Source organism: Roseateles sp. (assembly GCF_965229315.1).
Lineage (GTDB): Bacteria > Pseudomonadota > Gammaproteobacteria > Burkholderiales > Burkholderiaceae_C > Pelomonas.
Genome location: NZ_CBDDJA010000002.1, coordinates 2,499,783 through 2,523,974, shown reverse-complemented (window position 1 = coordinate 2,523,974; position 24,192 = coordinate 2,499,783). Strand labels below are relative to the sequence as shown.

The following is a 24,192-nucleotide window of genomic DNA, read 5'->3' as shown; positions in this document are numbered from 1 at the left end:
GCCGCCAGAAGGCGTTCGTACCGCGGTGCGCAGCTCGGAGGCTTTGCAATGAGTGTGTTGGCACTGGGTCTGAACCACGGCAGCGCGCCGCTGGACCTGCGCGGGCGCTTCGCTTTCCCGCTGGAGGCGCTGGGCCGCAGCGTGCAGGGGCTGCGCAGCCACCTGGCGCGCGCCCAGCCCGAGGTGGCCATCCTGTCCACCTGCAACCGCACCGAGCTGTACGTCGGCCTGCCCCCCAGCGCCTGCCCGCGCCATGCGATGGAGCTGGCCGAGCCCGCCATCGAATGGCTGGCCGCCCAGGGCGGCACCAGCACCGACAGCCTGCGCGGCCACAGCTACTTCCTGCAGGGCGCCGACGCCGCGCGCCATGCCTTCCGCGTCGCGTCGGGGCTGGATTCCATGGTGCTGGGCGAGCCGCAGATCCTGGGCCAGATGAAGGTGGCCGTGCGCGAGGCCGACAGCGCCGGGGCCCTGGGCACCACGCTGCACCAGATGTTCCAGCGCAGCTTTGCCGTGGCCAAGGAGGTGCGCAGCAGCACCGAGATCGGCGCGCATGCGGTCAGCATGGCCGCCGCCGCCGTGCGCCTGGCGCTGCAGTTGTTCGAGGGCCTGCAGAGCACGCGCGTGCTGTTCGTCGGCGCGGGCGAGATGATCGACCTCGTGGCCACCCACTTCGCCGCGCACGGCCCGCAGAGCATGACGGTGGCCAACCGCAGCCGCGAGCGCGGCCAGTTGCTGGCGCAGCGGCTGGGCGCGCAGGCGCTGCCTCTGGCCGAGCTGGGCCAGCGCCTGCACGAGTTCGACATCGTCATCAGCTGCACCGCCAGCAGCCTGCCGCTGATCGGCCTGGGCGCCGTCGAGCGTGCGCTGAAGGCCCGCAAGCGCCGCCCCATGCTGATGCTGGATCTGGCCGTGCCGCGCGACATCGAGCCCGAAGTGGCGCGGCTGGACGACGTCTTCCTCTACACCGTGGACGACCTGGCCCGCCATGTGCAAACCAACGGCGAGCGCCGCCAGGCGGCCGTGGAGCAGGCCGAGGCCATCGTCAGCGCCGGTGTCAACAGCTTTGCCCAGTGGCTGGAGCAGCGCGCCAGCGTGCCGCTGATCCAGGCACTGCAGCGCCAGACCGAGGACTGGCGCCAGGCCGAACTCGCCAAGGCCCGCCGCGCGCTGGCCAGGGGGCAGGACGTGGAAGCCGTGATGGAGACGCTGTCCGCCGCGCTGACCCGCAAGATGCTGCATGGCGCCCTGAGCGAACTGCATGGCAGCGCCGGCGAGGCACACCAGCAGTGGATGGCCTCGCTGCAGCGGCTGTTCCTGCGGCCCGCCCCGGCGCGCGACTGAGCGTCCGCGCGGCCCGGCATGACGTCGCACTGGCTGGGCTTGATCGAGCTGGTGCTGGTGTTCGGCGTGATCCTCGGCTGGGCGGGGTGGCAGTGGTGGGACTGGCGGCAGTGGCGCCGGGGCCAGGATGAGCAGCGCGAGAAGGTCGAGAAGGCAAAGAAGGCCGAGAACGCCGACGCCAGCGAGTAGGCTGCCGTCGTGCCGTACAGCGGGCAGGCAGAAGACGGTGCGCGCCGCAACAACCTGGAACCTCCATGCCCTACCAAGTCATCTATTCATCGGCCTCCACGACGCCCCTGCAGCAGGAGGACCTGGAAGACATCCTGAACCAGGCGCGCAGCAACAACGCCCGTTCAGGCATCACCGGGGCGCTGGCCTATGTCGATGGCTGCTTTCTGCAGGTGCTCGAAGGCCAGGCCGAGGCCGTGCAAGCGCTGATGGCGCGCATCGCCACCGACCTGCGCCACGAGACGCTCACCGTGCTGCAGGCCGGCGAGATCGCCGCCCCGGCGTTCCCCGACTGGCAGATGGCCTGCGTCAGTGCCACCGCGGCGCAGGTCGCCGTGTGGGCCGGCCTGAGCGCCAGGACGGAGTTGCCAGAAACCCTGGAGGCGCTGCGCCGGGATCGTGAGAAGACGATGCAAGTGTCCAAGAGCATCCTGGCCATGTTGATGGGTGAGGCCGCGCCGGACGAACCTCGCGGGTGAGCGCCCGCGGGGTCAAAACACCGCGTGATCGCCCCGCTCGGGCAGCCGCTGCGTGCCGCTCGCCAGCCCTGCGTAGAAGCTCGCCAGCGTTTGTCGTCCCGTGGCGGGCGTGGCCGCCGCGTCATACCGCCCGGCGGTCGCGTCCCACACCAGCATGGATTCCGTCGCGTAGTAGCGCCCGATGCGCGCCAGCTCCGCCTTCCCGGCGAGCTTGGGCGCCACCCGGCCCAGGGTGGCGAGCGTGGCGATGATGAGGTCCATCAAGCCCACCGGCACCGACTTGAACTTCGGCGCGATGCCCAGCGCCGCGAACAGCAGCTCGCCCTGCTCGCGCGCCGTCAGCGCCGGCCCGGGGCCGCCGATGGGCAGGATGCGGTTGTGGCGTTGCGGGTCGGTCAGGCAGTCGGCCAGGTAGGCGGCCAGGTCGTCGTCGCCGATGGGCTTGCAGGCGGTCAGCCGGCCATCGCCGAACAACAGGAAAGGCCGGCCGCGCCGCACGCGCTCGACCTGGCCCGAGACCGACTTGAAGAAGGCCGTCGGCCGCACGATGGAATAGGTCAGTCCCGACGCCATCAACGCCTGCTCGAACGCCAGCTTGGCCCGCTGGAATTCGAGCCGGGGCTTTTGCACGCAGATCGCCGACAGCAGCACCATGTGGCGCACGCCCGCGTCCCGTGCCGCCGCCAGGGCGTGCAGGTGGGCCTGGTGGTCGATGGCCCAGGCGTCGCGCGGCGCGCCGGTGCGCGAGGCCAGGCAGGAGACGAGGGCGTCGAAGCGCTCGCCGCACAAGCCGTCGCGGGCCAGCGAGGCGGGGTCGGCCACGTCGCCGAAGCGCACGGCCGCGCCGGCCAGCAGCCGTTCGGTGTCGGCCTGCTGCAGCCGCCCGCCCACGCCGGCGCGCGGCCGCACGAAGCAGACCACCTCGTGGCCGCGCTGGCGCAGCGCGTGCGCCGTGGCCTGGCCGATGGTGCCGGTGGCGCCGAGCAGCAGCACGCGGGCCATCAGCGCCCCCCTGTCCAGCGCGGCATTCGAAACGGCAGCAGCGCCTGCACCCAGGGCCGGTCGAAGCGCCGCAGCGACAGGCTCTCGTGCACGCTCATCGTGCCGTCCGTCGGGTCGCGCAGCAGCGAGCGGCTGTAGAAGGGCCCGCTCTCCAGCGTGGCCAGCAGCGCGGGCGGGCGCTCGGCGCGGCAGTGGCGCGCCAGCCCCCAGGCGGTGGCGGGCAGGGGGTGCAGCAGCGGCAGCGGACGCTGCGCCAGGCGGCCGGCGGCGTCCACGTCCAGCGAGAGTGCGCGCGAGGCACCGTCGGTCGTCTGCACCTCGTAGTGCACGCGGCTGAGGCCACCGGGCAGCGCGCTGCGCGCCCACTGCCAGCTGTCGAAGTCGCGCGCCAGCGGGCGGCTGCCGTGGTTGGCGTCCAGGTAGGCGCCGCCCTGCCAGCGCAGCGCGGGGGTGTCGAAGTGCAGGTCGACGCGCCCACGCGGGCTGACGGGCTGCCAGAGGTGGCGGCCGGCAGCGTCCAGCGCAAAGGCCTGGCCGGGCAGCGCGCCGGGCTGCACATGGATGCGCCCGCGCAGGCGACGCGGCCAGGGCGCGGTCCACTCGTCGATGTCGATCTGCAGGCTGCCGTCGGTGGCCCAGGCCAGCCGGCTGGGGCCGATCTGCAAGTGCCGTGCGCTGCGCGTGACCTGGCGCCCGCCGCGCTCCGTCATGGCCCACAGGCGCTCGAACTGCGTGGCACCGGCGGGGCGGCGGTACAGCGACAGGTTGACCGCGCAGTGCGCCTCGGCCGCTGCGCCGCCGTCGCCGTGGCGCCGCCGCGCCCAGGCGTAGTAGGGCGAGAACACGCTGCCGACGAAGGCGATCAGCGTGAGCGCGTGGACGCTGCCGTCGGGCTGCGGGTCGCTCAGCGCGTCGACATACCACCAGGCATAAGCGCCGGCGCCGAGCGCGACGTCGAAGGCAGGCCCGCGAGGATCTGCTCGGCGGCCAGCTGGCCCGACAGCACCGCCATCGGCACGCCAGGCCCCGGGTGCACCGAGCCGCCCGCCAGGAACAGCCCCGGCACCGGCGTGCGCCCCTGCGGCCGCGCCGTGAAGCTCGCCCGCCAGCCTTGGGCTGCCGGGCCGTACAGCGCCCCACCGCTGCCCGGAAACATCTGTGCGAAGTCCTGCGGGCGGGTCAGCACTGGTGGCGCGGTGAGCTTCAGGCGCAGGCCGGCGCGCGTCAGTTGGGTCCACATCTGGGCTTCGCATCGCGCGATCTCCGGTTCGGTGAGGGGGCGCGCCTGCGCGCCCTCGGCGGGGGCATTCACCAGGCACATCAGCCGCTCGGGGCGGCGCGCCCCGCCGCGCGCGGTCCGCGCGGCGCCGCTGCGGTCCTGCGCGCACACGTAGACGGTGGGCGACTCGGGCAGCCGGCCGGCGGCGATGGCCTCGAACTCGCCCCGGTAGCCCTGCGGCGGGCCGAAGAAGACGTTGTGGTGCGACAGCTCGAAGCCGCCGGCCTCGACCTCGCCGTGCCAGGTCAGCGCCGACAGCGAGGGCTGCACGCGTGCCGGCGTGCCCAGCGCCTGGCGCACCGGCTCGTCCAGCAGGCCGCGGCTGAGCGCCTGCGCGTCCCCATTGAACACGACGATGTCGGCCGGCAGTTGCTCGCCGTCGGCCAGCGCCACGCCGCTGACCCGGCCGTGCGCCAGCAGCAGGCGGCGGGCCTCGCAGCCGTAGCGGATGCGCACGCCCTGGGCCTGCGCGCAGCCGGCCAGCACCTGGGCCAGGCGGTGCATGCCGCCTTCCACCTGCCAGACCGCCTCGCGCTCGACATGGGCCACCAGCATCAGCGTGGCCGGCGCGTCGAACGGCGAGGAGCCGCAGTAGGTGGCGTAGCGGCCGAACAGCTGGCGCAGCCGCGGGTCGTGGAAATAGCGGCCCAGCTCGCGCCACAGCGTCGTGAACGGCGAGATGCGCAGCAGCTGGCGCAGCCCCGGCAGCCCCTGCTGGCGCAGCACCCGCCAGGCCAGCGAGCCTGGCGTGGGGCGGCTGCTCTGCATGAACGGGCGGTCCAGCGTCTCGTAGACCTGGCGCGCACGGGCGCAGAAGGCGCGGTAGCGCTGGGCCTCGGCGGCGCCGCTGAACTCGGCAATGGCGGCCACGCTCAGCGCCAGGTCGGCCGACAGGTCCAGCCGCTCGTCCGGCCCCCAGGCGTGGCGGGCGAGCACCTCGCAGCGGCTCAGGTGCAGGTGGCGGTCCAGCGACTGGCCCAGGCGCTCGAACAGTGCGTCGAACACCCAGCGCATGGTCAGCACCGTGGGGCCGCCGTCCAGCAGCCGCGGGCCGCATTCCACCTGGCGCATCTTGCCGCCCGGCGTCGCCGCGCGCTCCAGCACCTGCACGTCCAGCCCCGCATGCGCCAGCAGCGCTGCCGCGGTGAGCCCGCCCACGCCGGCGCCGATCACCAGCACGCGCGGCGGGCTGAGGCTGCGTGGCAGCGTGTGCATGCTCATTGACGCCCTTTCCGGGTGTGTCTATGCTGATTGACACATGGTAATGTAATTCGAACGCGACGAGCCCCGTCTTGCCGCGTCGTCACCAGCAAAGGCCTCTATGTCGCATGACGACCGAATCGAGCGCGCCCTCCGGGCCAGCCTGTCCCCCGGCGCGCAGCAGGGCCACCCGCCCAAGCTGGCGGCGGCCATGCAGCATGCGGTCTTCCCCGGCGGCGCGCGAATCCGGCCCAAGCTGACGCTGGCCGTGGCGCTGGCCTGCGGCGAGGACGACCCGGCCCTGACCGACGGCGTGGCGGCGGCCATCGAGCTGCTGCATTGCGCGTCGCTGGTGCACGACGACCTGCCGTGCTTCGACGCGGCCGAAACGCGGCGCGGCCGGCCGTCGGTGCACCGCGCCTTCGGCGAGCGCCTGGCCGTGCTGGCCGGCGACGCGCTGATCGTGGCGGCCTTCGAGGTCTTGGGCGGCAGTGCCAGGCGCCACCTGTCGCGCCTGCCGGTGCTGTTGCGCACGGTCACGCAGGGCGTCGGCATGCCCATGGGCATCGTCGCGGGCCAGGCCTGGGAGTGCGAGCCCCAGATCTCGCTGAGCGACTACCAGCAGGCCAAGACCGGCGCGCTGTTCGCGGCCGCGACCATGGCCGGCGCCCAGGCCGCCGGGGCCGATGGCGCGCCCTGGCGGGCCTTGGGTGAACAACTGGGCCAGACCTACCAGGTGGCCGACGACATCCGCGACGTGATGCTGGATGCCAGCGCCATGGGCAAGCCCGGCGGCCAGGACGTGGCGCTGGACCGCCCCAGTTCGGCACGCGAGCTGGGGCTGGAGGGCGCGCTCGCCGAGTTCCAGCGCCTCGTGCAGGCCACGCTGTTGACCGTGCCGGTCTGCCCGGGGGCGTCGCAGTTCCGGCAGTTGATCCGCCGCGAAGCCGACCGGCTGGTGCCGCAGCAGCTCGTGGCGCGCGTCGCCGCCGTGGCCTGACCATGGCCCACCCCGCCGCCCCGCCGGCCGCCTCGCACTGGAGCGACGCGCCGCTGGCCTGGCGGGACCGGCTGCTGGGCAGTGCGCGCTTTCGCCGCTGGGCGCAGGCGTTCGCACCCACGCGCTGGATCGCGCGCCGCCGCGCGGCCCAGGTGTTCGACCTGGTGGCCGGCTTCGTCTACTCGCAGGTGCTGCTGGCCTGCGTGCAGCTGCGTCTGTTCGACCTGCTGCTGGCCCAGGGCCCGCAGACGCTGGCGGCGCTGGCGCTGCGGCTGAACCTGCCGCCAGCGGGTGCGCAGCGCCTCGTGATGGCGGCCGTGTCGCTGCGGCTGCTGGAGGCGCGGCCCTCGGCGGGTGGTGACCGCCGTTACGGTCTCGGTCCGCTTGGCGCGCCGCTGGCAGGCAATGCGGGGCTGGCGGCGATGGTGGAGCACCACGCGGCGCTGTACCGCGACCTGGCCGATCCGCTGGCGCTGCTGCGCGGCGAGGCCGCCCAGGGCCGGCTCGCGGGCTTCTGGCCCTACGCCGGCACCGGGTCGCCCGGCGCCCTGCCCACGCCGCAGGTGGCCGCGTACTCGGCGCTGATGGCGGCGTCGCAGCCTCTGGTGGCCGAGCAGGTGCTGCAGGCCTATCCCCTGCAGCGCCATCGCCGCCTGCTGGACGTGGGCGGCGGCGACGGCGCCTTCGCCTGCACGGCCGGCCGCCACGCGCCGGCCCTGCACGTGCAGGTGTTCGACCTGCCCGGCGTGGTGGCGCGTGCCGCGCAGCGATTCGAGCAGGCCGGCCTGGCGGCGCGCTGCAGCGCGCTGGGGGGCGACTTCTTCCGCGACGAGCTGCCTGCCGGCGCCGACCTGGTGACGCTGCTGCGCGTGGTGCACGACCACGACGACGAGCGCGTGTTGCGCCTGCTGCGCGCCGTGCGCCGCGCGCTGGCCGAGGGCGGGCGCCTGCTGCTGGCCGAGCCGCTGGCCGACACGCCGGGCGCCGAGGCGATGGGCCATGCCTATTTCGGCTTCTACCTGCTGGCCATGGGGCGCGGCCAGCCGCGCAGCGAGGCTCGCCTGCGCGAACTGCTGGCCGAGACCGGCTTCACGCGTGTGCGCCGCCTGCCCACCCCCCTGCCTTTGCAGGCCAGCGTGCTGTTGGCCGACGCCGCCTGATCAAATAAGTGTAAATCTTAGTTGACGGTTTATTGTGTAAGCGTAGTATGACTCGCATGAGATCCAGAAACGCCCAGACGCACGCCACGGCCCACCGACCGAGCGGCGCCGCACTGCAGGAGGTCGTCTCATGAATACGCTGGCCGTGGTCATCGACCGCCCCGAGCACCTCAGCCTCACCCACCTGAGGCTGCCGGTGATGGAAGACGAGGACGTCGTTGTCGAAGTCGAGTGGAGCGGCATCAGCACGGGCACCGAGCGCCTGATCTGGACCGGCACCATGCCGATGTTTCCGGGCATGGGTTATCCGCTGGTGCCGGGCTACGAGGCGGTCGGCCGCGTCATGGCGGTCGGCCCGGCCAGCTCGAACTGGGTGGGGCAGCGGGTGTTCGTGCCTGGTGCGCGCTGCTTCGGCGAGGTCAAGGGATTGTTCGGCGGCTCGGCGTCTCGGCTGGTGGTGCCGGGCGCCAAGGTCGTGCCGGTCGACGAGAAGCTGGGCGAGCAGTCGGTGCTGCTGGCGCTGGCCGCCACGGCCTACCACAGCGTGGCCGGCGGCGGCCAGGGCCCTTCGCACACGCCGCCCGACCTGATCGTGGGCCACGGCGTGCTGGGGCGGCTGCTGGCGCGCATGAACGTGGCGGCCGGCATCAACGACTTCACCGTCTGGGAAACCAACCCGGCGCGCGCCGACGGCGCCACCGGCTACACGGTGACCCACCCCGACGACGACAAGCGCCGCGACTACAAGGCCATCTACGACGTCAGTGGTGACTCCGCCCTGCTCGACAGCCTGATCGGCCGCCTGGCCTTCGGCGGCGAGGTGGTGCTGGCGGGCTTCTATGCCAAGCCGCTGTCGCTGAACTTCGCGCCCGCCTTCATGCGCGAGGCCCGCATCCGCGTGGCCGCCGAGTGGAAGCGGCCCGACATGCTGGCCGTGAACGCCTTGCTGCACGCCGGCCGGCTCTCGCTGGACGGCCTGCTCACCCACAGCGAACCGGCCGAGAACGCCGGCGCCGCCTACGCCCAGGCCTTCGGCGATGCCGGCTGCCTGAAGATGGTTTTGGACTGGAGACACCACGCATGAGCACCTCGACGATCCCGGCTGAGGCCACGGTGCGCTTCCAGCCCCGTACTGACGCGCTGCGTGCCGAGGCCGCCATCGAGCCCGATGCGGTCGCCACCGGCCCGGTCACCAAGACGACGCAGATCATCGCGATCTACGGCAAGGGCGGCATCGGCAAGAGCTTCACGCTGGCCAACCTCAGCTACATGATGGCCCAGCAGGGCAAGAAGGTGCTGCTGATCGGCTGCGATCCCAAGAGCGACACCACCAGCCTGCTGTTCGGCGGCAAGGCCTGCCCCACCATCATCGAGACCAGCAGCAAGAAGAAGCTGGCCGGCGAGGCGGTCGCCATCGGCGACGTCTGCTTCAAGCGCGACGGCGTGTATGCGATGGAACTCGGCGGCCCCGAGGTCGGTCGCGGCTGCGGCGGTCGCGGGATCATCCACGGCTTCGAGACGCTCGAAAAGCTGGGCTTCCACGACTGGGGCTTCGACTACGTGTTGCTGGACTTCCTCGGCGACGTGGTCTGCGGCGGCTTCGGCCTGCCCATCGCCCGCGACATGTGCCAGAAGGTCATCGTCGTGGCCAGCAATGACCTGCAGAGCCTGTACGTTGCCAACAACGTCTGCAGCGCGGTGGAGTACTTCCGCAAGCTGGGCGGCAACGTCGGCGTGGCCGGCATGGTCATCAACAAGGACGACGGCACCGGCGAGGCGACCGCGTTCGCTGAAGCCGTGGGCATCCCGGTGCTCGCGGCCATCCCCGCCAACGAGGACATCCGCCGCAAGAGCGCCAGCTACGAAATCATCGGCCGGCCCGGCACGCAGTGGGCGTCGCTCTTCGAGACGCTGGCCACCAACGTGGGCGAGGCGCCGCCGGTGCGCCCCAGGCCGCAGACGCAGGACCAGCTGCTGGGCCTGTTCTCGGCCGAGGTGACCGGGCGCGATTTCCAGATGGAGCCGGCCACGCTGTTCGACATGGTTGGCAAGACCGAGCTGATCAAGCCGACGCTCGAAGTGGTCTACGACGCCGCCTGAGCCCGCCATGAGCAATTGCCACGCGACCCCCGAGATGGCTCTGGCCCAGAGCCAGAACCAGAGCGCCGCCACCCGCGAGACGCTGGATCGCTACGCGGCCGACTATCCCAAGGGCCCGCACGACCAGCCGCAGAGCATGTGCCCGGCCTTTGGTGCGCTGCGCGTGGGCCTGCGCATGCGCCGCACGGCCACCATCCTCAGCGGCTCGGCCTGCTGCGTCTACGGGCTGACCTTCACCTCGCACTTCTACGGCGCCAAGCGCAGCGTGGGCTATGTGCCCTTCAACAGCGAGAGCCTGGTGACGGGCAAGCTGTTCGAGGACATCCGCGACACGGTGCACGAACAGGCCGACCCCGAGAAGCTGGACACGCTGGTGGTCATCAACCTGTGTGTGCCCACGGCCAGCGGCGTGCCGCTGCAGCTGCTGCCCAAGGTCATCAACGGCGTGCGCATCATCGGCATCGACGTGCCCGGCTTCGGCGTGCCCACGCATGCCGAGGCCAAGGACGTGCTGGCCGGCGCCATGCTGCAGCGCGCCCGCAGCGAGGCCGAGTCCGGCCCGGTGGCCGCGCCCAAGGGGTGGCGCGAGCAGGGCATGGACCAGGCCAGGACGGTCAGCCTGCTGGGTGAGCTGTTCCCGGCCGACCCCATGGTCATCGGCATGCTGCTGGGCCCGCTGGGCCTGAAGGTCGGCCCCACCGTGCCCACCCGCGAGTGGCGCGAGTTGTACGCGGCGCTGGACTGCACGGTGGCTGCGGCCATCCACCCCTTCTACACGGCCAGCGTGCGCGAGCTGCAGGCCGCCGGCCGGCCTGTCGTCGGTTCGGCCCCGGTGGGCGCCGACGGCACCGCCGCCTGGCTGCGGGCCATCGGCGAAGCGGCCGAAGTGCCCAGCGCCCAGGTTGAAGCCGCCATCGCCGCGATCCTGCCGGCCATCCGCGGCGCGCTGGCCAAGTCGCCCATCCAAGCGAAGGTGACGGTCAGCGGCTACGAGGGCTCCGAACTGCTGGTCGCGCGCCTGCTGATCGAGAGCGGTGCGACGGTGCCGTATGTGGGCACCGCCTGCCCGCGCACGCCCTGGTCCGAACCCGACCGCGCCTGGCTGGAAGCCCGCGGCTGCGAGGTGCAGTACCGCGCGTCGCTGGAGCAGGACCTGGCCGCCGTGCAGCGCCACCGCCCGCAGCTGGCCATCGGCACCACGCCGCTGGTGCAGGCGTGCAAGGAGATGGCCGTTCCCTCGCTGTACTTCACCAACCTCATTTCGGCCCGGCCCCTGATGGGCCCGGCCGGTGCCGGCTCGCTGGCCCAGGTCATCAACGGCGCCATCGCCAACCAGGCGCGCTTCGACACGATGCGCGAGTTCTTCGGCGAGACCGGCAAAGGCGACCGCGCCGGCGTGTGGACCGAAGTGCCCGTGCTGCGCCCCGAGTTCCGCGCCGAGACGAAACGCCAGGTCATCAAGATCATGAAGCGCCGCAAGGCCGAGGAGATGATATGAGCCCCCACGCTCACTTCGTTCACTGCCCCCCGAGGGGGCGCGCAGCGCCCTTCGGGCGGCCGGGCGGGCGCGGCTGATGAACTTCGTCCTCGATCACGACCGTGCCGGCGGCTACTGGGGCGCCGTCTACGTGTTCACTGCGATCAAGGGCCTGCAGGTGGTCATCGACGGCCCGGTGGGCTGCGAGAACCTGCCGGTGACCTCGGTGCTGCACTACACCGACGCGCTGCCGCCGCACGAGCTGCCCATCGTCGTCACCGGCCTGGCCGAGGAGCAACTGGGTCGCGAAGGCACCGAAGGCGCGATGAAGCGGGCGCACGCCGCGCTCGACCCCGACCTGCCCAGCGTCGTCGTCACCGGTTCCATCGCCGAGATGATCGGCGGCGGCGTGACGCCCGAGGGCACCACCATCGCGCGCTTCCTGCCGCGCACCATCGACGAAGACCAGTGGCAATGCGCCAACCGCGCGATGTTCTGGCTGTGGACGGAGTACGGCGTCAAGAAGGTGCCGGCGCGCAAGCCTTTTGCCGATCGGCCCGTGGGCGAGAAGCCGCGCGTCAACATCATCGGCCCCTGCTACGGCCAGTTCAACAGCGCCAGCGACCTGCACGAGATCCGCCGCCTCATCGAAGGCATCGGCGCCGAGGTCAACATGGCCTTCCCGCTGGGCAGCCACCTGGCGGACGTGGCCAAGCTGGCCGACGCGGACGCCAACATCTGCATGTACCGCGAGTTCGGCCGCATGCTGTGCGAGGCGCTGGATCGGCCCTACCTGCAGGCGCCCATCGGGCTGCACAGCACCACGGCCTTCCTGCGCCAGCTCGGTGAGTTGCTGCACCTGGACCCCGAGCCCTTCATCGAGCGTGAGAAGCACACCACGATCAAGCCGATCTGGGACCTGTGGCGCTCCGTCACGCAGGACTTCTTCGCCACGGCCAGCTTTGCGGTGGTGGCCAGCGAGACCTATTCGCGCGGCGTGCGCCACTTCTTCGAGACCGAGCTGGGGTTGCCGTGCAACTTCGCCGTCGCCCGCAAGCCCGGCGAGAAGACCGACAACGCCGCCATCCGCGCCCTCGTGCACGAGAAGGCGCCGCTGGTGATGTACGGCAGTTTCAACGAGCGCATGTACCTGGCCGAAGCCGGCGCCAAGGGGCCGATGAAGCCGGTCTTCATCCCGGCCTCGTTCCCCGGCGCGCTGATCCGCCGCGCCACCGGTACGCCCTTCATGGGCTACGCCGGCGCCACCTACCTGGTGCAGGAGTTCTGCAACGCGCTGTTCGACGCGCTCTTCCACATCCTGCCGCTGGGCACCGAGCTGGACCGGGTCGACCCGACACCCGCGCGTGCGCTCGCCGAGATGAGCTGGGCGCCTGAGGCCAAGGAACTGCTGGACGAACTGCTGGAGGCGCAGCCGGTGCTGGTGCGCATCTCCGCCGCCAAGCGCCTGCGCGACCGCGCCGAGCTGGCCGCAAGGGCGCGCGGCGCCGCGGCCGTGGCGGTGCAAGACATTGAGGGTCATACGCGGCAACTGGCCGCGGCGGCCATCGGGGCACTGACGTGACTTGCGTGATCGCTTGCCCTGAACGACTTGCCGTGGGCCTGCTGCCACGGAAGTCCCTGCCGCGCGGGAGCTGCGCGGCGTTGGCCGAAGGAATCCTCCCCAGGCCATTCTTGAGGAGCTATCGATATGGCTGAAAACAGGACAGGCTCGTTGTCTGGGCTGACTGAAAACGAGGCCCGGGAATTTCACGGCATCTTCATGACCAGCTTCATCGGCTTCACGGCGATTGCCGTGGTGGCGCATGTGCTGGTGTGGATGTGGCGTCCCTGGCTTTGAGTCTTTCTTGAAAGGTTGTCGCCATGGCTGAGATCACGACCGTCCCTGTGAGCAACCCTGCCTTGCAGGACTCCAAGACCTATGAGGCGCTGTTCTTCATGAGTTTTGTCTTCGTGTTCTTCATCGCGCTCGTCGCTCAGGTGCTGTTCCTGAAGTGGCGCACGTGGTTGCCTGGCGCAGAGGGCGAGAAATCGCTGATCCAGGGTGTGAAGTCGGGTGTCTACACCTTCCTGTCGCACCTGAACTAGGAGATAGAAGCATGTGGAAGATTTGGTTGCTGTTCGACCCGCGCCGTGCGCTGGTCGCGTTGTTCGCCTTTTTGTTCGTGTTGGCACTGGTGATTCACTTCGTGCTGCTGAGCACCAACAAGTTCAACTGGCTCGACGGGCCCCGCACCCAGGCGGTGAGCCAGAACTCATCGATGCCCGCACCGGCGCCGAAGTAGTCGACGCGTCAACGAAAAACACGGCGCGGGCTGACCCTCGCGCCGTGCCCCGACTGCACAGGGGGCTCCGCGTATCGCGTGGGCTCCTCCACGAGAGGTGGCAAGCATGGCCATGCTGAACTTCGAGCGAAAGTACCGCGTCCGCGGCGGGACCCTGCTGGGAGGCGACTTGTTCGACTTCTGGGTCGGGCCCTTCTATGTGGGCTTTTTCGGTGTCACGACCGCGTTCTTCGCGCTGGTCGGCATCCTGCTGATCGTCTGGGGGGCGTCGCAGGGCGGCACCTGGAACCTGTGGCAGATCAGCATCGCGCCGCCCGACCTGAAATACGGTCTCGGCATGGCGCCGCTGATGGAGGGCGGGCTGTGGCAGCTCATCACCGTGTGCGCCACCGGCTCCTTCATCTCCTGGGCGCTGCGCGAGGTCGAGATCTGCCGCAAGCTCGGCATCGGCTACCACGTGCCCTTCGCCTTCGCGGTGGCCATCCTGGCCTACGTCACGCTGGTCATCATCCGGCCGCTGCTGATGGGCGCCTGGGGCCACGGCTTCCCCTACGGGATCATGAGCCACCTGGACTGGGTGTCCAACACAGGCTACCAGTACCTGCACTTCCACTACAACCCGGCGCACATGCTGGCGGTGAGCTTCTTCTTCGCCACCACCTTCGCACTGTCGCTGCACGGCTCGCTGATCCTGTCGGCCACCAACCCGGGCCACGGCCAGGTGGTCAAGACGGCCGAGCATGAAAACACCTTCTTTCGCGATGCCATCGGCTACTCGATCGGCACGCTGGGCATCCACCGCCTCGGCCTGTTCCTGGCGCTGTCCGCGGGCTTCTGGAGCGCCGTCTGCATCGTCATCAGCGGGCCGTTCTGGACGCGTGGCTGGCCGGAATGGTGGAGCTGGTGGCTCAACCTGCCGGTCTGGAAGTGAGGAGAACACCCCATGGCTGAATATCAGAACCTCTTCACCAGCGTGCAGGTCACGGCGCCGTCCTACCCGGGCGTGCCGCTGGGCCGTGACGAGTACCAGCGCGAGGGTAAGGGCCTGCACTGGCACCTGCTGGGCCGCATCGGCGATGCGCAACTGGGCCCCATCTACCTGGGCTGGCTGGGCGTGTGCTCGCTGATCTGCGGCTTCATCGCATTCGAGATCATCGGGCTGAACATGTGGGCCTCGGTCGGCTGGGACCCGGTGCAGTTTGCCCGCCAGCTGTTCTGGCTGGCGCTGGAGCCGCCGCCGCCGGCCTACGGCCTGAAGCTGCCGCCGCTCAACCAGGGCGGCTGGTGGCTGCTGGCCGGCTTCTTCCTGACGGCCTCCATCCTGCTGTGGTGGGCCCGCATGTACCGCCGCGCCCGCAAGCTGGGCATGGGCACGCACGTGGCCTGGGCGTTTGCCGCGGCGATCTGGCTGTACCTGGTGCTCGGCTTCATCCGCCCCATCCTGATGGGCAGCTGGGGCGAGGCCGTGCCCTTCGGCATCTTCCCGCACCTGGACTGGACGGCGGCGTTCTCGCTGCGCTACGGCAACCTGTTCTACAACCCCTTCCACATGCTCAGCATCGCCTTCCTGTACGGCAGCACGCTGCTGTTCGCGATGCACGGCGCCACCATCCTGGCGGTCAGCCGCTTCGGCGGCGAGCGCGAGATCGAGCAGATCACCGACCGCGGCACGGCCAGCGAACGCGCGGCCCTGTTCTGGCGCTGGACCATGGGCTTCAACGCGACGATGGAGTCCATCCACCGCTGGGCCTGGTGGTTCGCGGTGCTGTGCCCGCTGACGGGCGGCATCGGCATCCTGCTGACCGGCACCGTGGTGGACAACTGGTACCTCTGGGGCGTCAAGCATGGCCTGGCGCCGATGTACCCGGCGGTGTTCCCGCCGGTCATCGACCCCGCGCTGCAACTGCTGGGAGTCAAGCCATGAGCCGCCAGCAACTCCAGCGCTGGGCTGCGCCGCTGTGGGCCAGCCTGAGCCAAGCCCTCGGCGGGCCCGCGGTCGGCCTCGGCATCCAGGCGCATTTGCCTTGCCACGTTCCCGCGCACCGCCAGCCCTCACCACAGCCAGGAGTGCAAGCATGAGCCGTCTCAACCTCGGCCTGCTGGCCCTCACCCTGACCTGCGGCCTGCTGGCCGGCTGCGAGCGGCCGCCCGTGGACACCGTGCAGCGCGGCTACCGTGGCACCGGCATGGAGCTGGTCTACAACCCGCGCACGCAGGCCGAGCAGGCCGCCAACAACCAGGCACCAGCGCCGCTGGAGGCGGCGTCACCGGATGGCCCGAAGGCCGGGCAGGTCTACCAGAACGTCAAGGTGCTGGGCAACCTCAGCGTCGGCGAGTTCAACCGCACGATGGTGGCCATGACCAACTGGGTGGCCCCCAAGCAGGGCTGCGTGCACTGCCACAACGCCGCCAACTTCGCCGACGACTCGCTCTACACCAAGGTGGTGGCGCGGCGCATGCTGGTCATGACGCAGACCGTCAACAGCCAGTGGCAGAACCATGTCGGCAAGACCGGCGTGACCTGCTACACCTGCCACCGTGGCGAGCCGGTGCCCAAGGAGGTCTGGTTCCAGCCGTTGCTGCCCAAGGGCGCCAACGACTTTGCCGGCAACAAGGCCGGCCAGAACGCACCGGCGCCCAGCGTCGGTCTGGCCGCGCTGCCGAACGATCCGTTCACGCCCTTCCTGCTCGGCTCGGAGAACATCCGCGTGGCGGGCACCGAGGCGCTGCCGGCGGGCAACCGCCAGTCCATCAAGCAGGCCGAGTGGACCTACGGCCTGATGATGCACATGTCCAAGTCGCTGGGCGTCAACTGCACGCAGTGCCACAACACGCGTTCGCTCGGCTCCTGGGACAACAGTTCGCCACCGCGGCTGACCGCTTGGCACGGCATCCGCATGGCGCGCGAGTTGAACCTGGAGTTCATGGTGCCGCTGACGACGACCTTCCCGGCCAACCGGCTGGGCCCGGGCGGCGACGTCGCCAAGGTCAACTGTGCCACCTGCCACCAGGGCGCCCACAAGCCGCTGTACGGTGCAGAGATGGCGAAGTACCACCCGGAGCTGCTGGTCAAGGCCATGCCCGCAGCGGCGGCGGCCTCGGGCGTCGCCACGCTGACGCCGGACGACATGAAGGCGCTGGAGTCGCTGCCCGCGGGCGCAACGAAGCCGGCGGCCACGCCCGGATGAACGGCATGCCCAGGGTTTAGGCAGGGCAGGGCGACGCGGCGGGCGCCTACGATCAGCGTGTTTGTGATAATCCACGACGCCACCCGCGGGCCTGCGAACGGCCCCGGCGTGGCGGCATCACCTGATCGAGATTGCAGCCGGTGTCCAAGCCTTCCGACCCAGACCTCAGCGCCCTGTCGCCGCTGGCCACCGAGCTGGCGACGACGATTGCCCGCGTCGCCAGCGACATCGCGCTGGTGATCGACAAGGATGGCGTGATCTCCTCCGTGGCCGAAGGCAGCGCTGTGCAGGCGCAGGGCTGCGGCCACTGGGTGGGCCGGCGCTGGGTCGACACCGTCAGCGCCGGCACACGCGCCAAGATCCAGTCGCTGCTGGACGAGGTCGCCAGCAGCGGCGTCGTATCGCGCCGGCGCGAGGTCAGCCATCCGGCCAATCCGGCCAACGGTGGAGAAGAACTCCCCGTCACCTGGTCGGCGATCCGGCTGGGCGCCGATGGCCCGGTGCTCGCCGTGGGCCGCGACATGCGTGCGGTGGCGGCCATCCAGCAGCGCTTCGTCGAGGCGCAGCAGGACATGGAGCGCCACTACTGGAACCGCCGCCAGGCCGAGGCCCGCTACCAGCTGCTGTTCCAGGTCGCCAACGATGCCGTGCTGGTGCTCGATGCCGACAGCCTGCGTGTGCTGGAGGCGAACGCGGCCAGCGCGCAGTTGCTGGGGCATGAGTTGACGCTGATCCTGGGCCGCCCGCTGGCCGACAGCCTGCCGCTGTCGGCGCGCGCTGCGGTGGCCGAGCTGCTGGCCAACGCACGCAACACCGGCCGCGCCGGCGAGATCCGGGTGCGCGCGGCGGCCACGCGCGGCGTGCTGGACATCTCGGCCACGCCCTTCCGCGTGGACGAACAGCAGCAGATCCTGCTGCGAGCCCGCCGCGACGAGGCCGCGGAGGGGGGGCAGGACAGCCTGGCGCTGACGCGCATGGCCGAGTTCGTCGAGATGACGCCCGACGCGGTCGTCATCACCGATGCGTCGGGCGGCATCCTGATGGCCAACCCGGCCTTCCTGCGCCTGATCCGTCAGGGCGACGAGACGCGCGTGCGAGGCCAGGGCTTGTCCGCGCTGATGCTCGATGCCGACGGCGGCTGGTCGCGCCTGGTGGCGAAGGTGCGCAGTGCCGGCATCGTGTCCAACGTGGCGCTGGATGTCGGCTCCGCCGACGGCAAGCCGCTGAGCGTGCGCGTGTCGGCGGCGCTGATGGCGGAGGGCGAGCAGGCCTGCCTGGGCTTCATGCTGCGCCCGGGCCAGCGCCTGCCGGTGCACCTGGCCGGCGACGACGTGCTGACCGGGCTGCTCGACCAGGTCGGGCGCGTGCCGCTGTCGGACCTGCTGGTCGAGGTGGTCCACCGCGCCGAGCGCCAATTGATCGAGAGCGCGTTGCTGCGCACGGCCGGCCAGCGTGCCGCGGCTGCCGTAGCCCTGGGCATGACGCCCGAGGCGCTGGAGCTGCGCATCCAGCGGCATGGGCTGTCCGGGTTGGGTTACCCGGCCGATGCGGGCGGCAGGCCGCCGTCGATCAATTGAGTCCCAGCGCAGCGATGCAAGCCGCACCCGCCTTCGGCCAGGCCGACCTCAGCAACTGCGAGCGCGAGCTGATCCACCTGGCCGGCTCGGTGCAGCCCCACGGTGCACTGCTCGTGCTCGACGGGCCCGACCTGCGGGTGCTGCAGCTCAGCGGCAATGTGTCACGCCTGCTGGGGGCTGAGCCCGATGCGCTGCTGCACCGGCCGCTGGCCATGCTGGGCGGCGACGTGGCCGAGCGCGTGGCGCAGCTGCAGCGCGGCGCCGACCTGCGCGAGGCTGTCGCGCTGCAATGCCGCCTCGGGCCTTCCCTGCGCCGCTTCGACGGCGCGTTGCACCAGCTCGCCGCCGGCCCGCTGGTGCTGGAGCTGGAACCGGCCGCGACGGCGCCTGATGGCGTCGTACTGCAGGACCTGCCGCCCGAGGTGATGGCGGCCACCCTGGCCGGCGCGCTGCAGCGCTTCGGCGCCGCACCCTCGGTCGGCGTGCTGGCCGACGCGGTCGTGGAGGTGCTGCGCCACCTGACCGGCTACGACCGCGTGGTGGTCTACAAGTTCGACCCCGACGGCCATGGCAAGGTCATCGCCGAGGCGCGCCACCCGCGGCTGGAGTCGCTGCTGGGCCACCACTACCCGGCCAGCGACATCCCGCAGCGCGCGCGCGCCCTGTACCTGCTCAACCGCGTGCGCATGCTGGTGGACGTGGACGCGCCCCAGTCGGCGCTGCTGCCGGACCTGCTGCCGGGCACGGATGCGCCGCTGGACATGTCGCTGTGCCAGCTGCGCAGCATGTCGCCCATCCATCTGCAGTACCTGCGCAACATGGGCGTGACCGCCACGCTGACCGCGTCGCTGGTGCGCGAGGGGCAGCTGTGGGGCCTGATTGCCTGCCACCACTATTCGCCGCGCTACCTGCGCTGCACCGTGCGCGCGGCGGCCGACCTGCTGGCCGAGGTGGCCTCGACGCGCATCTCGGCCATCGAGAACTACGCCCACGCCCAGGTTGCGCTGATGGTGCGCCGGCTGGAGCAGCGCCTGGTGGAGGCCACGTCGACCGAAGGCGACTGGCGCTACGCGCTGTTCCGCAACCCGCGCACGCTGCTGCAGCCGCTGGACGCCACTGGCGCCGCCCTGTTCTGCGAAGGCGAAGTGCTGACCACCGGCGAGGCACCATCCACGCCGGAGCTGCGCGCGCTGCTGGCCTGGGTGCAGGCGCAGCCCGAGCAGGGCGACGCGCCCTTCGCCTGCGCCTCGGTCGGCCAGGCCAGCCCGGCGCTGGCCAGCCTCACGCCCACCGCCAGCGGCGTGCTGGCGGTGCGCCTGTCCACCAACAGCCCGGACTGGTTGATGTGGTTCCGCAAGGAGCAGCTGCAGAGCGTCACCTGGGCGGGCGACCCGTCCAAGCCCATGGTGGCCAACAACCCGCTGGAGCTGTCGCCACGGCGCTCATTCGCGGCCTGGTCCGAGATCGTGCGCGGCACGGCGGTGCCGTGGTCCACCACCGAGGTGGCGCTGGCACGCGGCATCGGCGTGGCGCTGGTGGACATCATCGTGCAGGTGCACGCGGTGCGCCTGCTGATCGCCGAGCACCAGCTGGTGCAGATTCGCGGCGCCGTGGCCGGATCGCGCGAGCCCGTGATGGTGGCCAATGCGCAAGGCGAGTTGGTCTTCGCCAACGATGCCCTGCTGGCCCTGCACGGCGCGGCGCTGGGCAAGGGCGGCGCCATCGCGGCGCTGTTTGCCGACGCGCCGGCCGTGGAGCAGGCGCTGGCGCAGATGCGCGCCTCGCAGCACGGCTGGCGGCGTGAGCTGGAGCTGCTGATCCATGACGGCAGCACCGTGCCGATGGCCGTGCATGCGGAGCCCGTCAGCGGCCGCGACGGCAAGCTGCTCGGCTTCGTGCTGACGCTCATCGACCTGCGCGAGGCCCGCCGCGCCGACACCGCGCGACTGAACCTTGAAAGCGCGCTGCGCCTGGCCGCGCAGAGCACGGCCACCGAAGCCGACGAGGTCATCTCGGCCATCCTGACCAATGCCAGCCTGGCGGCGATGGACATCGCCGACGCCCGCGGCGGCCCGCCGGTGGCGCCGCTGCTGCAGGAGCTGGAAACCTCCACCCGGCGCGCCGCCGGGCTGTACGCGCAGATCCGCAGCTTCGCCAGCTAGCCCCGTCCACCCGAGCCCCTGCCTCAGCGTTCACAGGCCCTGGCCTGGCGTGCCGGCCTGCAGCTCCTCGAAGAGCTGCTGGTGCAGGCGAAAGGCCTCGCAGGCCTCGGCCACGAAGGCATCGGCCCGCGCTGGCGTCAGGTCCAGGGCATCCAGGCCGGCACGGAAGTCCCGCTTCAGCGCTTCGACCTGCGCGGGCTCGCCGAAGGCGTAGAAGGCCGTGCCGTCGGGCCCTTCCAGCCCGAACTGCCTGCCGACCCGGCGCGCCAGCATCTGCCCGCCGTGCAGGTCGCCGAGGTAGCGCAGGTAGGCATGCGCCAGCAGCAGTTGCGGGTCGGTTTGTGTCAGTGCCACCAGGCGCCGCACATAGGCGGCCGCTGCCGGCAGCAGGGCCGAGGCGGCCTGCCGCGACCCGGCCTGCAACCGGTCGAGATCCCGTTGCAGCGCTGGCAGCCGCCTGAGTTCCGGGCGCCAGAGCCGGGAATCCACGGGGGCCTGGTCCAGGCCGGTCTCCAGTGCCGCGTAGATCGCCCGCAGGTTGCCCAGCAGTGCGCAGTAGGTGGCCAGGCTGATGCGGCCGCTCATCAGGTCCGCCATGACGCCGCTGCGCTCGGCAAGCCGGTGCAGGCCTTGCGTTTCTTCTTTCAGTCGGCTGGCCAGGCCAGCCTGAGTGCTTGTGTCCATCGGCAGATGATGCCTCACGCATGGGCGGCGCACAGGCCAGGCAGCGACGCAGCACGCGTTGGACAATGCCTGCATGAGCAAGGCCTTCACCAAGGAATCCGACGGCGCCGACGATGACGATGACGGCCCCTCGCTGCCGGCCCTGCCGGCCGGCACGCGCAACTACATGACGCCGGCCGGCTATGCGCGGCTGCGCGCGGAGTTCATGGAACTCATCGACGTCGAGCGCCCGAGGATGGTCGAGACCGTCTCGTGGGCCGCCAAGAACGGCGACCGCTCGGAAAACGGCGATTACCTGTACGGCAAGAAGCGCCTGCGCGAGATCGACCGCCGGCTGCGCTTCCTGACGAAGCGGCTGGACATCGCCGAGGTCGTGGACCCGAGCGTGCACTTCGGCTCGGAGCAGGTGTTCTTCGGCGCGACGGTCACCTATGCAAACGCCAACGGCGACGAGCGCACCGTGACCATCATCGGCATCGACGAGGCCGACAGCCTGGCCGGCGAGGTGAGCTGGGTGTCGCCCATCGCGCGCACGCTGCTGAAGTCGCGCGTGGGCGACGAGTTGCAGCTCGTCACGCCGGTCGGGGTGGACAAGATCGAGGTCGTGGACGTCAGCTACCCCGCGCCCGGGGGCGGGGCCGTTTAGCGCGGCCACAAGGCGGCTGCAACGTGACCCGGTTGCCGCCGGTCGTACGGACAGCCCCTACGGCTTGACGCGCCAGACGCGCTGCACGGGCGACGTGCGGCGCAGCACGCGCAGCACGTCGGCCAGATGCAGGCGGTCGCGCACGGCGATCAGCAGCGTCAGCTCGGCGGTTTCGCGCATCGGGGCCTCGTCGCTCATGGCGATGTGCGTGATGTCGGCTTCGGCCTGCGCCACGGCCTGCGCCACCTGCGCCAGCACGCCCTTGCCGTTGGTCATCAGCAGCGCGATGCCGGCCTCGAAGCTGCGCGACAGCTCCTCGGCCCATTCGACGGGGATCCAGTGCTCGCTGTCGCGCTGGAACAGGCGCCGGCCGACCGCGCACTCGCAGGTGTGCACGACGAGACCTTCACCGCGGCCCAGGTAGCCGCGCACCTCGTCGCCGGGGATGGGGCGGCAGCAGCTGGCGAGCTGCACCGAAGCGCCCTCGCTGCCGTCGATGGTGACGCCCCCCTGCTCGACCGGCGCCGTCGCGAAGCGGCCCAGCGTCAGCGCCAGCGCATCGGGCTTCTGGCCCTGTTCGGCCATCAGCCGCGCCAGCTTCTTGGCGAGGATGGTCGAGATCTTGCGGCCTGCGCCGATGTCGATGAGCAACTGGTCCACGGTGGCGCTGCCGGCCCAGGCGGCCAGGTCGTGCCAGATCGCGGCGGCCGGGTCGTCCGGCGCCAGGCTGGGCAGGCCCAGGCCCTCGCCGCGCATGGCCTGGGCCAGCATCTTCTCGCCCAGTTCGCGCGACTCCTCCTGCTCCAGGTCCTTCAGGTAGTGGCGGATCTTGGAGCGCGCGCGGCCGGTGCGCACGAAGCTCAGCCAGGCCGGGTTGGGGCTGGCGCCCGGCGCGGTGATGACCTCGACGATGTCGCCGCTCTTGAGCTCGGCGCGCAGCGGCACCGCCTCGCCGTTGACCTGCGCGGCCACGCAGTGGTCGCCGACGTCGGAATGGATGGCGTAGGCGAAGTCCACGGGCGTCGCGCCCTTGGGCAGGGCCATGATCTTGGACTTGGGCGTGAAGACGTAGATCGCGTCCGGGAAGAGGTCGATCTTCACGTGCTCCAGGAACTCGTTGGCGTCGCGCGTCTCGTCCTGGATGTCGATGAGGCTTTGCAGCCAGCGCGCGTTGGCCTGCTGGGCGATCAGCGCCGACGCCTGCTTGCCGCGGCTCTTGTAGATCCAGTGCGCCGCCACGCCCTGCTCGGCGATCTGGTGCATGCCCTCGGTGCGCACCTGGAACTCCAGCGGCGTGCCCAGCGGGCCCATCAGCGTCGTGTGCAGCGACTGGTAGCCGTTGTCCTTGGGATTGGCGATGTAGTCCTTGAAGCGCCCGGCCTGCGGCTTGTAGAGCTGGTGCAGCACGCCCAGGCCCGTGTAGCACTGCAGCGGCTCCTCGGTCAGGATGCGAAAGCCGAAGATGTCGCTGACCTGCGCGAAGGACAGGCCGCCCTTCTCGCGCATCTTCTTGTAGATGGAGTGGACCGTCTTCTCGCGGCCCTGCACCTCCACGCGCAGCCCGGCCTTGGCAAAGGCCGCGCGAATCTCGCCTTCGATGCGCGACACCAGGTCGCGCCGGTTGCCGCGTGCCTTGCCCACGGCCTTGGACAGCGCCGCGTACCGCCACGGGTGGAAGTACTGGAAGGACAGGTCCTGCAGTTCGCGGAAGGTCTGGTTCAGTCCGAGGCGGTGCGCGATGGGGGCGTAGATGTCGAAGGTTTCGCGCGCGATGCGGCGCGCCTTGTGCGGCGCCATCGCGCCCATGGTGCGCATGTTGTGCAGGCGGTCGGCCAGCTTGACGAGGATGACGCGCAGGTCGCGCGCCATCGCCAGCAGCATCTTGCGGAAGGACTCGGCCTGCGATTCCTCCTTGGTGGAGAACTGCAGCTTGTCCAGCTTGGTCAGCCCGTCCACCAGGTCGGCCGTCGTTGCATCGAACTTCTCGATCAGCTCCGTCTTGGAGATGCCGCAGTCCTCGACGACATCGTGCATCAGCGCGGCCATCAGCGCCTGAGCGTCCAGGCGCCACTCGGCGCAGATGCCGGCCACGGCGATGGGATGCGTGATGTAGGGCTCGCCGGTGGCGCGCTTCTGGCCCAGGTGGGCCTCGTCGGCAAAACGGTAGGCCTCGCGCACGCGCTTGACCTCGGCCTTGCTCAGGTAGCCGAGCTTGGGCAGGAGCGCATCGAACGAGGCCGCCTCCGCGGCCGTTGGCAGAGCCGGCTGGCGCAGACCGGGCAGTGTGAACCAGGCAGTGAGGGAACGTTGGGCCATGCGCCCGAATTTATCCGATGACCTGGTGCCCCTCGTCCAAGGAGTAC

Annotated in this window: 23 protein-coding genes; 18 read left to right on the top strand and 5 right to left on the bottom strand. The window is 70.9% G+C overall.

The annotated features are described in order from the left end of the window. Positions 1-48: 48 nt before the first annotated feature. The 3 genes from hemA (at position 49) to ACO07H_RS16610 (ending at position 2,051) form a co-directional block, all read left to right on the top strand. A complete protein-coding gene (gene hemA, locus ACO07H_RS16620) occupies positions 49-1,344 on the top strand; it encodes a glutamyl-tRNA reductase (protein WP_422016117.1) in 1,296 nt (431 codons plus the stop codon). An 18-nt stretch (positions 1,345-1,362) separates the two neighbouring features. Continuing rightward, entirely contained in the window at positions 1,363-1,533 is a 171-nt protein-coding gene (locus ACO07H_RS16615; RefSeq protein WP_422016115.1) for a hypothetical protein, read from the top strand. Positions 1,534-1,598: 65 nt separating this feature from the next. After that, positions 1,599-2,051: a BLUF domain-containing protein gene (locus tag ACO07H_RS16610; protein WP_422016113.1), complete on the top strand. Its 453-nt coding sequence runs from the start codon at positions 1,599-1,601 to the stop codon at positions 2,049-2,051. A gap of 12 nt (positions 2,052-2,063) precedes the next feature. Here the strand turns inward: ACO07H_RS16610 and ACO07H_RS16605 are convergent, their stop codons facing one another. From ACO07H_RS16605 to crtD, 3 genes are read right to left on the bottom strand one after another with little or no spacing between them, the layout of a single operon-like run. Continuing rightward, positions 2,064-3,053: an NAD(P)H-binding protein gene (locus ACO07H_RS16605; RefSeq protein WP_422016111.1), complete on the bottom strand. Its 990-nt coding sequence runs from the start codon at positions 3,051-3,053 to the stop codon at positions 2,064-2,066. Beyond that, positions 3,053-3,898: a carotenoid 1,2-hydratase gene (locus ACO07H_RS16600; protein WP_422016109.1), complete on the bottom strand. Its 846-nt coding sequence runs from the start codon at positions 3,896-3,898 to the stop codon at positions 3,053-3,055. Before ACO07H_RS16600 ends, ACO07H_RS16605 begins: the two co-directional genes overlap by 1 nt. Before the next feature lie 59 nt (positions 3,899-3,957). Further along, on the bottom strand, positions 3,958-5,547 hold the full coding sequence (gene crtD, locus ACO07H_RS16595) for a 1-hydroxycarotenoid 3,4-desaturase CrtD (protein WP_422016107.1): 1,590 nt from the start codon (positions 5,545-5,547) through the stop codon (positions 3,958-3,960). Positions 5,548-5,653: 106 nt separating this feature from the next. Here crtD and ACO07H_RS16590 point away from each other — a divergent pair, with 106 nt between their 5' ends. The 14 genes from ACO07H_RS16590 to ACO07H_RS16525 all read left to right on the top strand — a co-directional run bounded on the left by ACO07H_RS16590 (position 5,654) and on the right by ACO07H_RS16525 (position 20,499). After that, positions 5,654-6,532 carry a polyprenyl synthetase family protein gene (locus tag ACO07H_RS16590; RefSeq protein ID WP_422016105.1) on the top strand — a complete coding sequence of 293 codons (879 nt, stop codon included), beginning with the start codon at positions 5,654-5,656 and terminating at the stop codon, positions 6,530-6,532. Between the two features lie 2 nt (positions 6,533-6,534). Beyond that, positions 6,535-7,692, top strand: a complete 1,158-nt coding sequence (locus ACO07H_RS16585; protein ID WP_422016103.1) for a methyltransferase — start codon at positions 6,535-6,537, stop codon at positions 7,690-7,692. Between the two features lie 130 nt (positions 7,693-7,822). Further along, complete coding sequence (gene bchC, locus ACO07H_RS16580) at positions 7,823-8,776, top strand: chlorophyll synthesis pathway protein BchC (protein ID WP_422016101.1); 954 nt, start codon at positions 7,823-7,825, stop codon at positions 8,774-8,776. Next, entirely contained in the window at positions 8,773-9,792 is a 1,020-nt protein-coding gene (locus ACO07H_RS16575) for a chlorophyllide a reductase iron protein subunit X (protein ID WP_422016099.1), read from the top strand. The genes bchC and ACO07H_RS16575 overlap by 4 nt, the downstream gene beginning before the upstream one ends. Before the next feature lie 7 nt (positions 9,793-9,799). Then, positions 9,800-11,290 (top strand): chlorophyllide a reductase subunit Y, encoded by a 1,491-nt coding sequence (bchY, locus tag ACO07H_RS16570; RefSeq protein WP_422016097.1) that lies wholly within the window; start codon positions 9,800-9,802, stop codon positions 11,288-11,290. Between the two features lie 76 nt (positions 11,291-11,366). After that, positions 11,367-12,851 carry a chlorophyllide a reductase subunit Z gene (gene bchZ, locus ACO07H_RS16565; RefSeq protein WP_422016095.1) on the top strand — a complete coding sequence of 495 codons (1,485 nt, stop codon included), beginning with the start codon at positions 11,367-11,369 and terminating at the stop codon, positions 12,849-12,851. A gap of 126 nt (positions 12,852-12,977) precedes the next feature. Then, positions 12,978-13,127, top strand: a complete 150-nt coding sequence (pufB, locus tag ACO07H_RS16560; RefSeq protein ID WP_422016093.1) for a light-harvesting antenna LH1, beta subunit — start codon at positions 12,978-12,980, stop codon at positions 13,125-13,127. A 23-nt stretch (positions 13,128-13,150) separates the two neighbouring features. Beyond that, the gene (locus ACO07H_RS16555; RefSeq protein ID WP_422016091.1) at positions 13,151-13,375 is read left to right on the top strand and encodes a hypothetical protein; all 225 of its coding nucleotides are present in this window, start codon (positions 13,151-13,153) and stop codon (positions 13,373-13,375) included. An 11-nt stretch (positions 13,376-13,386) separates the two neighbouring features. Continuing rightward, positions 13,387-13,572 carry a light-harvesting antenna LH1, alpha subunit gene (gene pufA, locus ACO07H_RS16550; protein WP_056273600.1) on the top strand — a complete coding sequence of 62 codons (186 nt, stop codon included), beginning with the start codon at positions 13,387-13,389 and terminating at the stop codon, positions 13,570-13,572. Between the two features lie 106 nt (positions 13,573-13,678). Then, positions 13,679-14,503, top strand: coding sequence for a photosynthetic reaction center subunit L (pufL, locus tag ACO07H_RS16545; protein WP_422016088.1), 825 nt, complete (start codon positions 13,679-13,681; stop codon positions 14,501-14,503). A 12-nt stretch (positions 14,504-14,515) separates the two neighbouring features. Continuing rightward, the gene (pufM, locus tag ACO07H_RS16540; protein WP_422016086.1) at positions 14,516-15,496 is read left to right on the top strand and encodes a photosynthetic reaction center subunit M; all 981 of its coding nucleotides are present in this window, start codon (positions 14,516-14,518) and stop codon (positions 15,494-15,496) included. Between the two features lie 151 nt (positions 15,497-15,647). Then, positions 15,648-16,760 carry a photosynthetic reaction center cytochrome PufC gene (gene pufC / locus ACO07H_RS16535; RefSeq protein WP_422016085.1) on the top strand — a complete coding sequence of 371 codons (1,113 nt, stop codon included), beginning with the start codon at positions 15,648-15,650 and terminating at the stop codon, positions 16,758-16,760. Between the two features lie 140 nt (positions 16,761-16,900). Beyond that, a complete protein-coding gene (gene ppsR, locus ACO07H_RS16530) occupies positions 16,901-18,337 on the top strand; it encodes a transcriptional regulator PpsR (RefSeq protein WP_422016083.1) in 1,437 nt (478 codons plus the stop codon). Between the two features lie 14 nt (positions 18,338-18,351). Then, positions 18,352-20,499, top strand: a complete 2,148-nt coding sequence (locus tag ACO07H_RS16525) for a GAF domain-containing protein (RefSeq protein ID WP_422016081.1) — start codon at positions 18,352-18,354, stop codon at positions 20,497-20,499. 30 nt (positions 20,500-20,529) lie between these two features. Here ACO07H_RS16525 and ACO07H_RS16520 read toward each other — a convergent pair whose 3' ends face one another. After that, entirely contained in the window at positions 20,530-21,183 is a 654-nt protein-coding gene (locus ACO07H_RS16520; RefSeq protein ID WP_422016079.1) for a heme oxygenase (biliverdin-producing), read from the bottom strand. A gap of 73 nt (positions 21,184-21,256) precedes the next feature. On the opposite strand from ACO07H_RS16520, the gene greB reads away from it, so the two are divergent. After that, positions 21,257-21,829, top strand: coding sequence for a transcription elongation factor GreB (gene greB, locus ACO07H_RS16515; protein WP_422016077.1), 573 nt, complete (start codon positions 21,257-21,259; stop codon positions 21,827-21,829). A gap of 57 nt (positions 21,830-21,886) precedes the next feature. Here greB and ACO07H_RS16510 read toward each other — a convergent pair whose 3' ends face one another. Further along, positions 21,887-24,145 (bottom strand): RelA/SpoT family protein, encoded by a 2,259-nt coding sequence (locus tag ACO07H_RS16510; RefSeq protein ID WP_422016075.1) that lies wholly within the window; start codon positions 24,143-24,145, stop codon positions 21,887-21,889. Between the last annotated feature and the right edge of the window lie 47 nt (positions 24,146-24,192).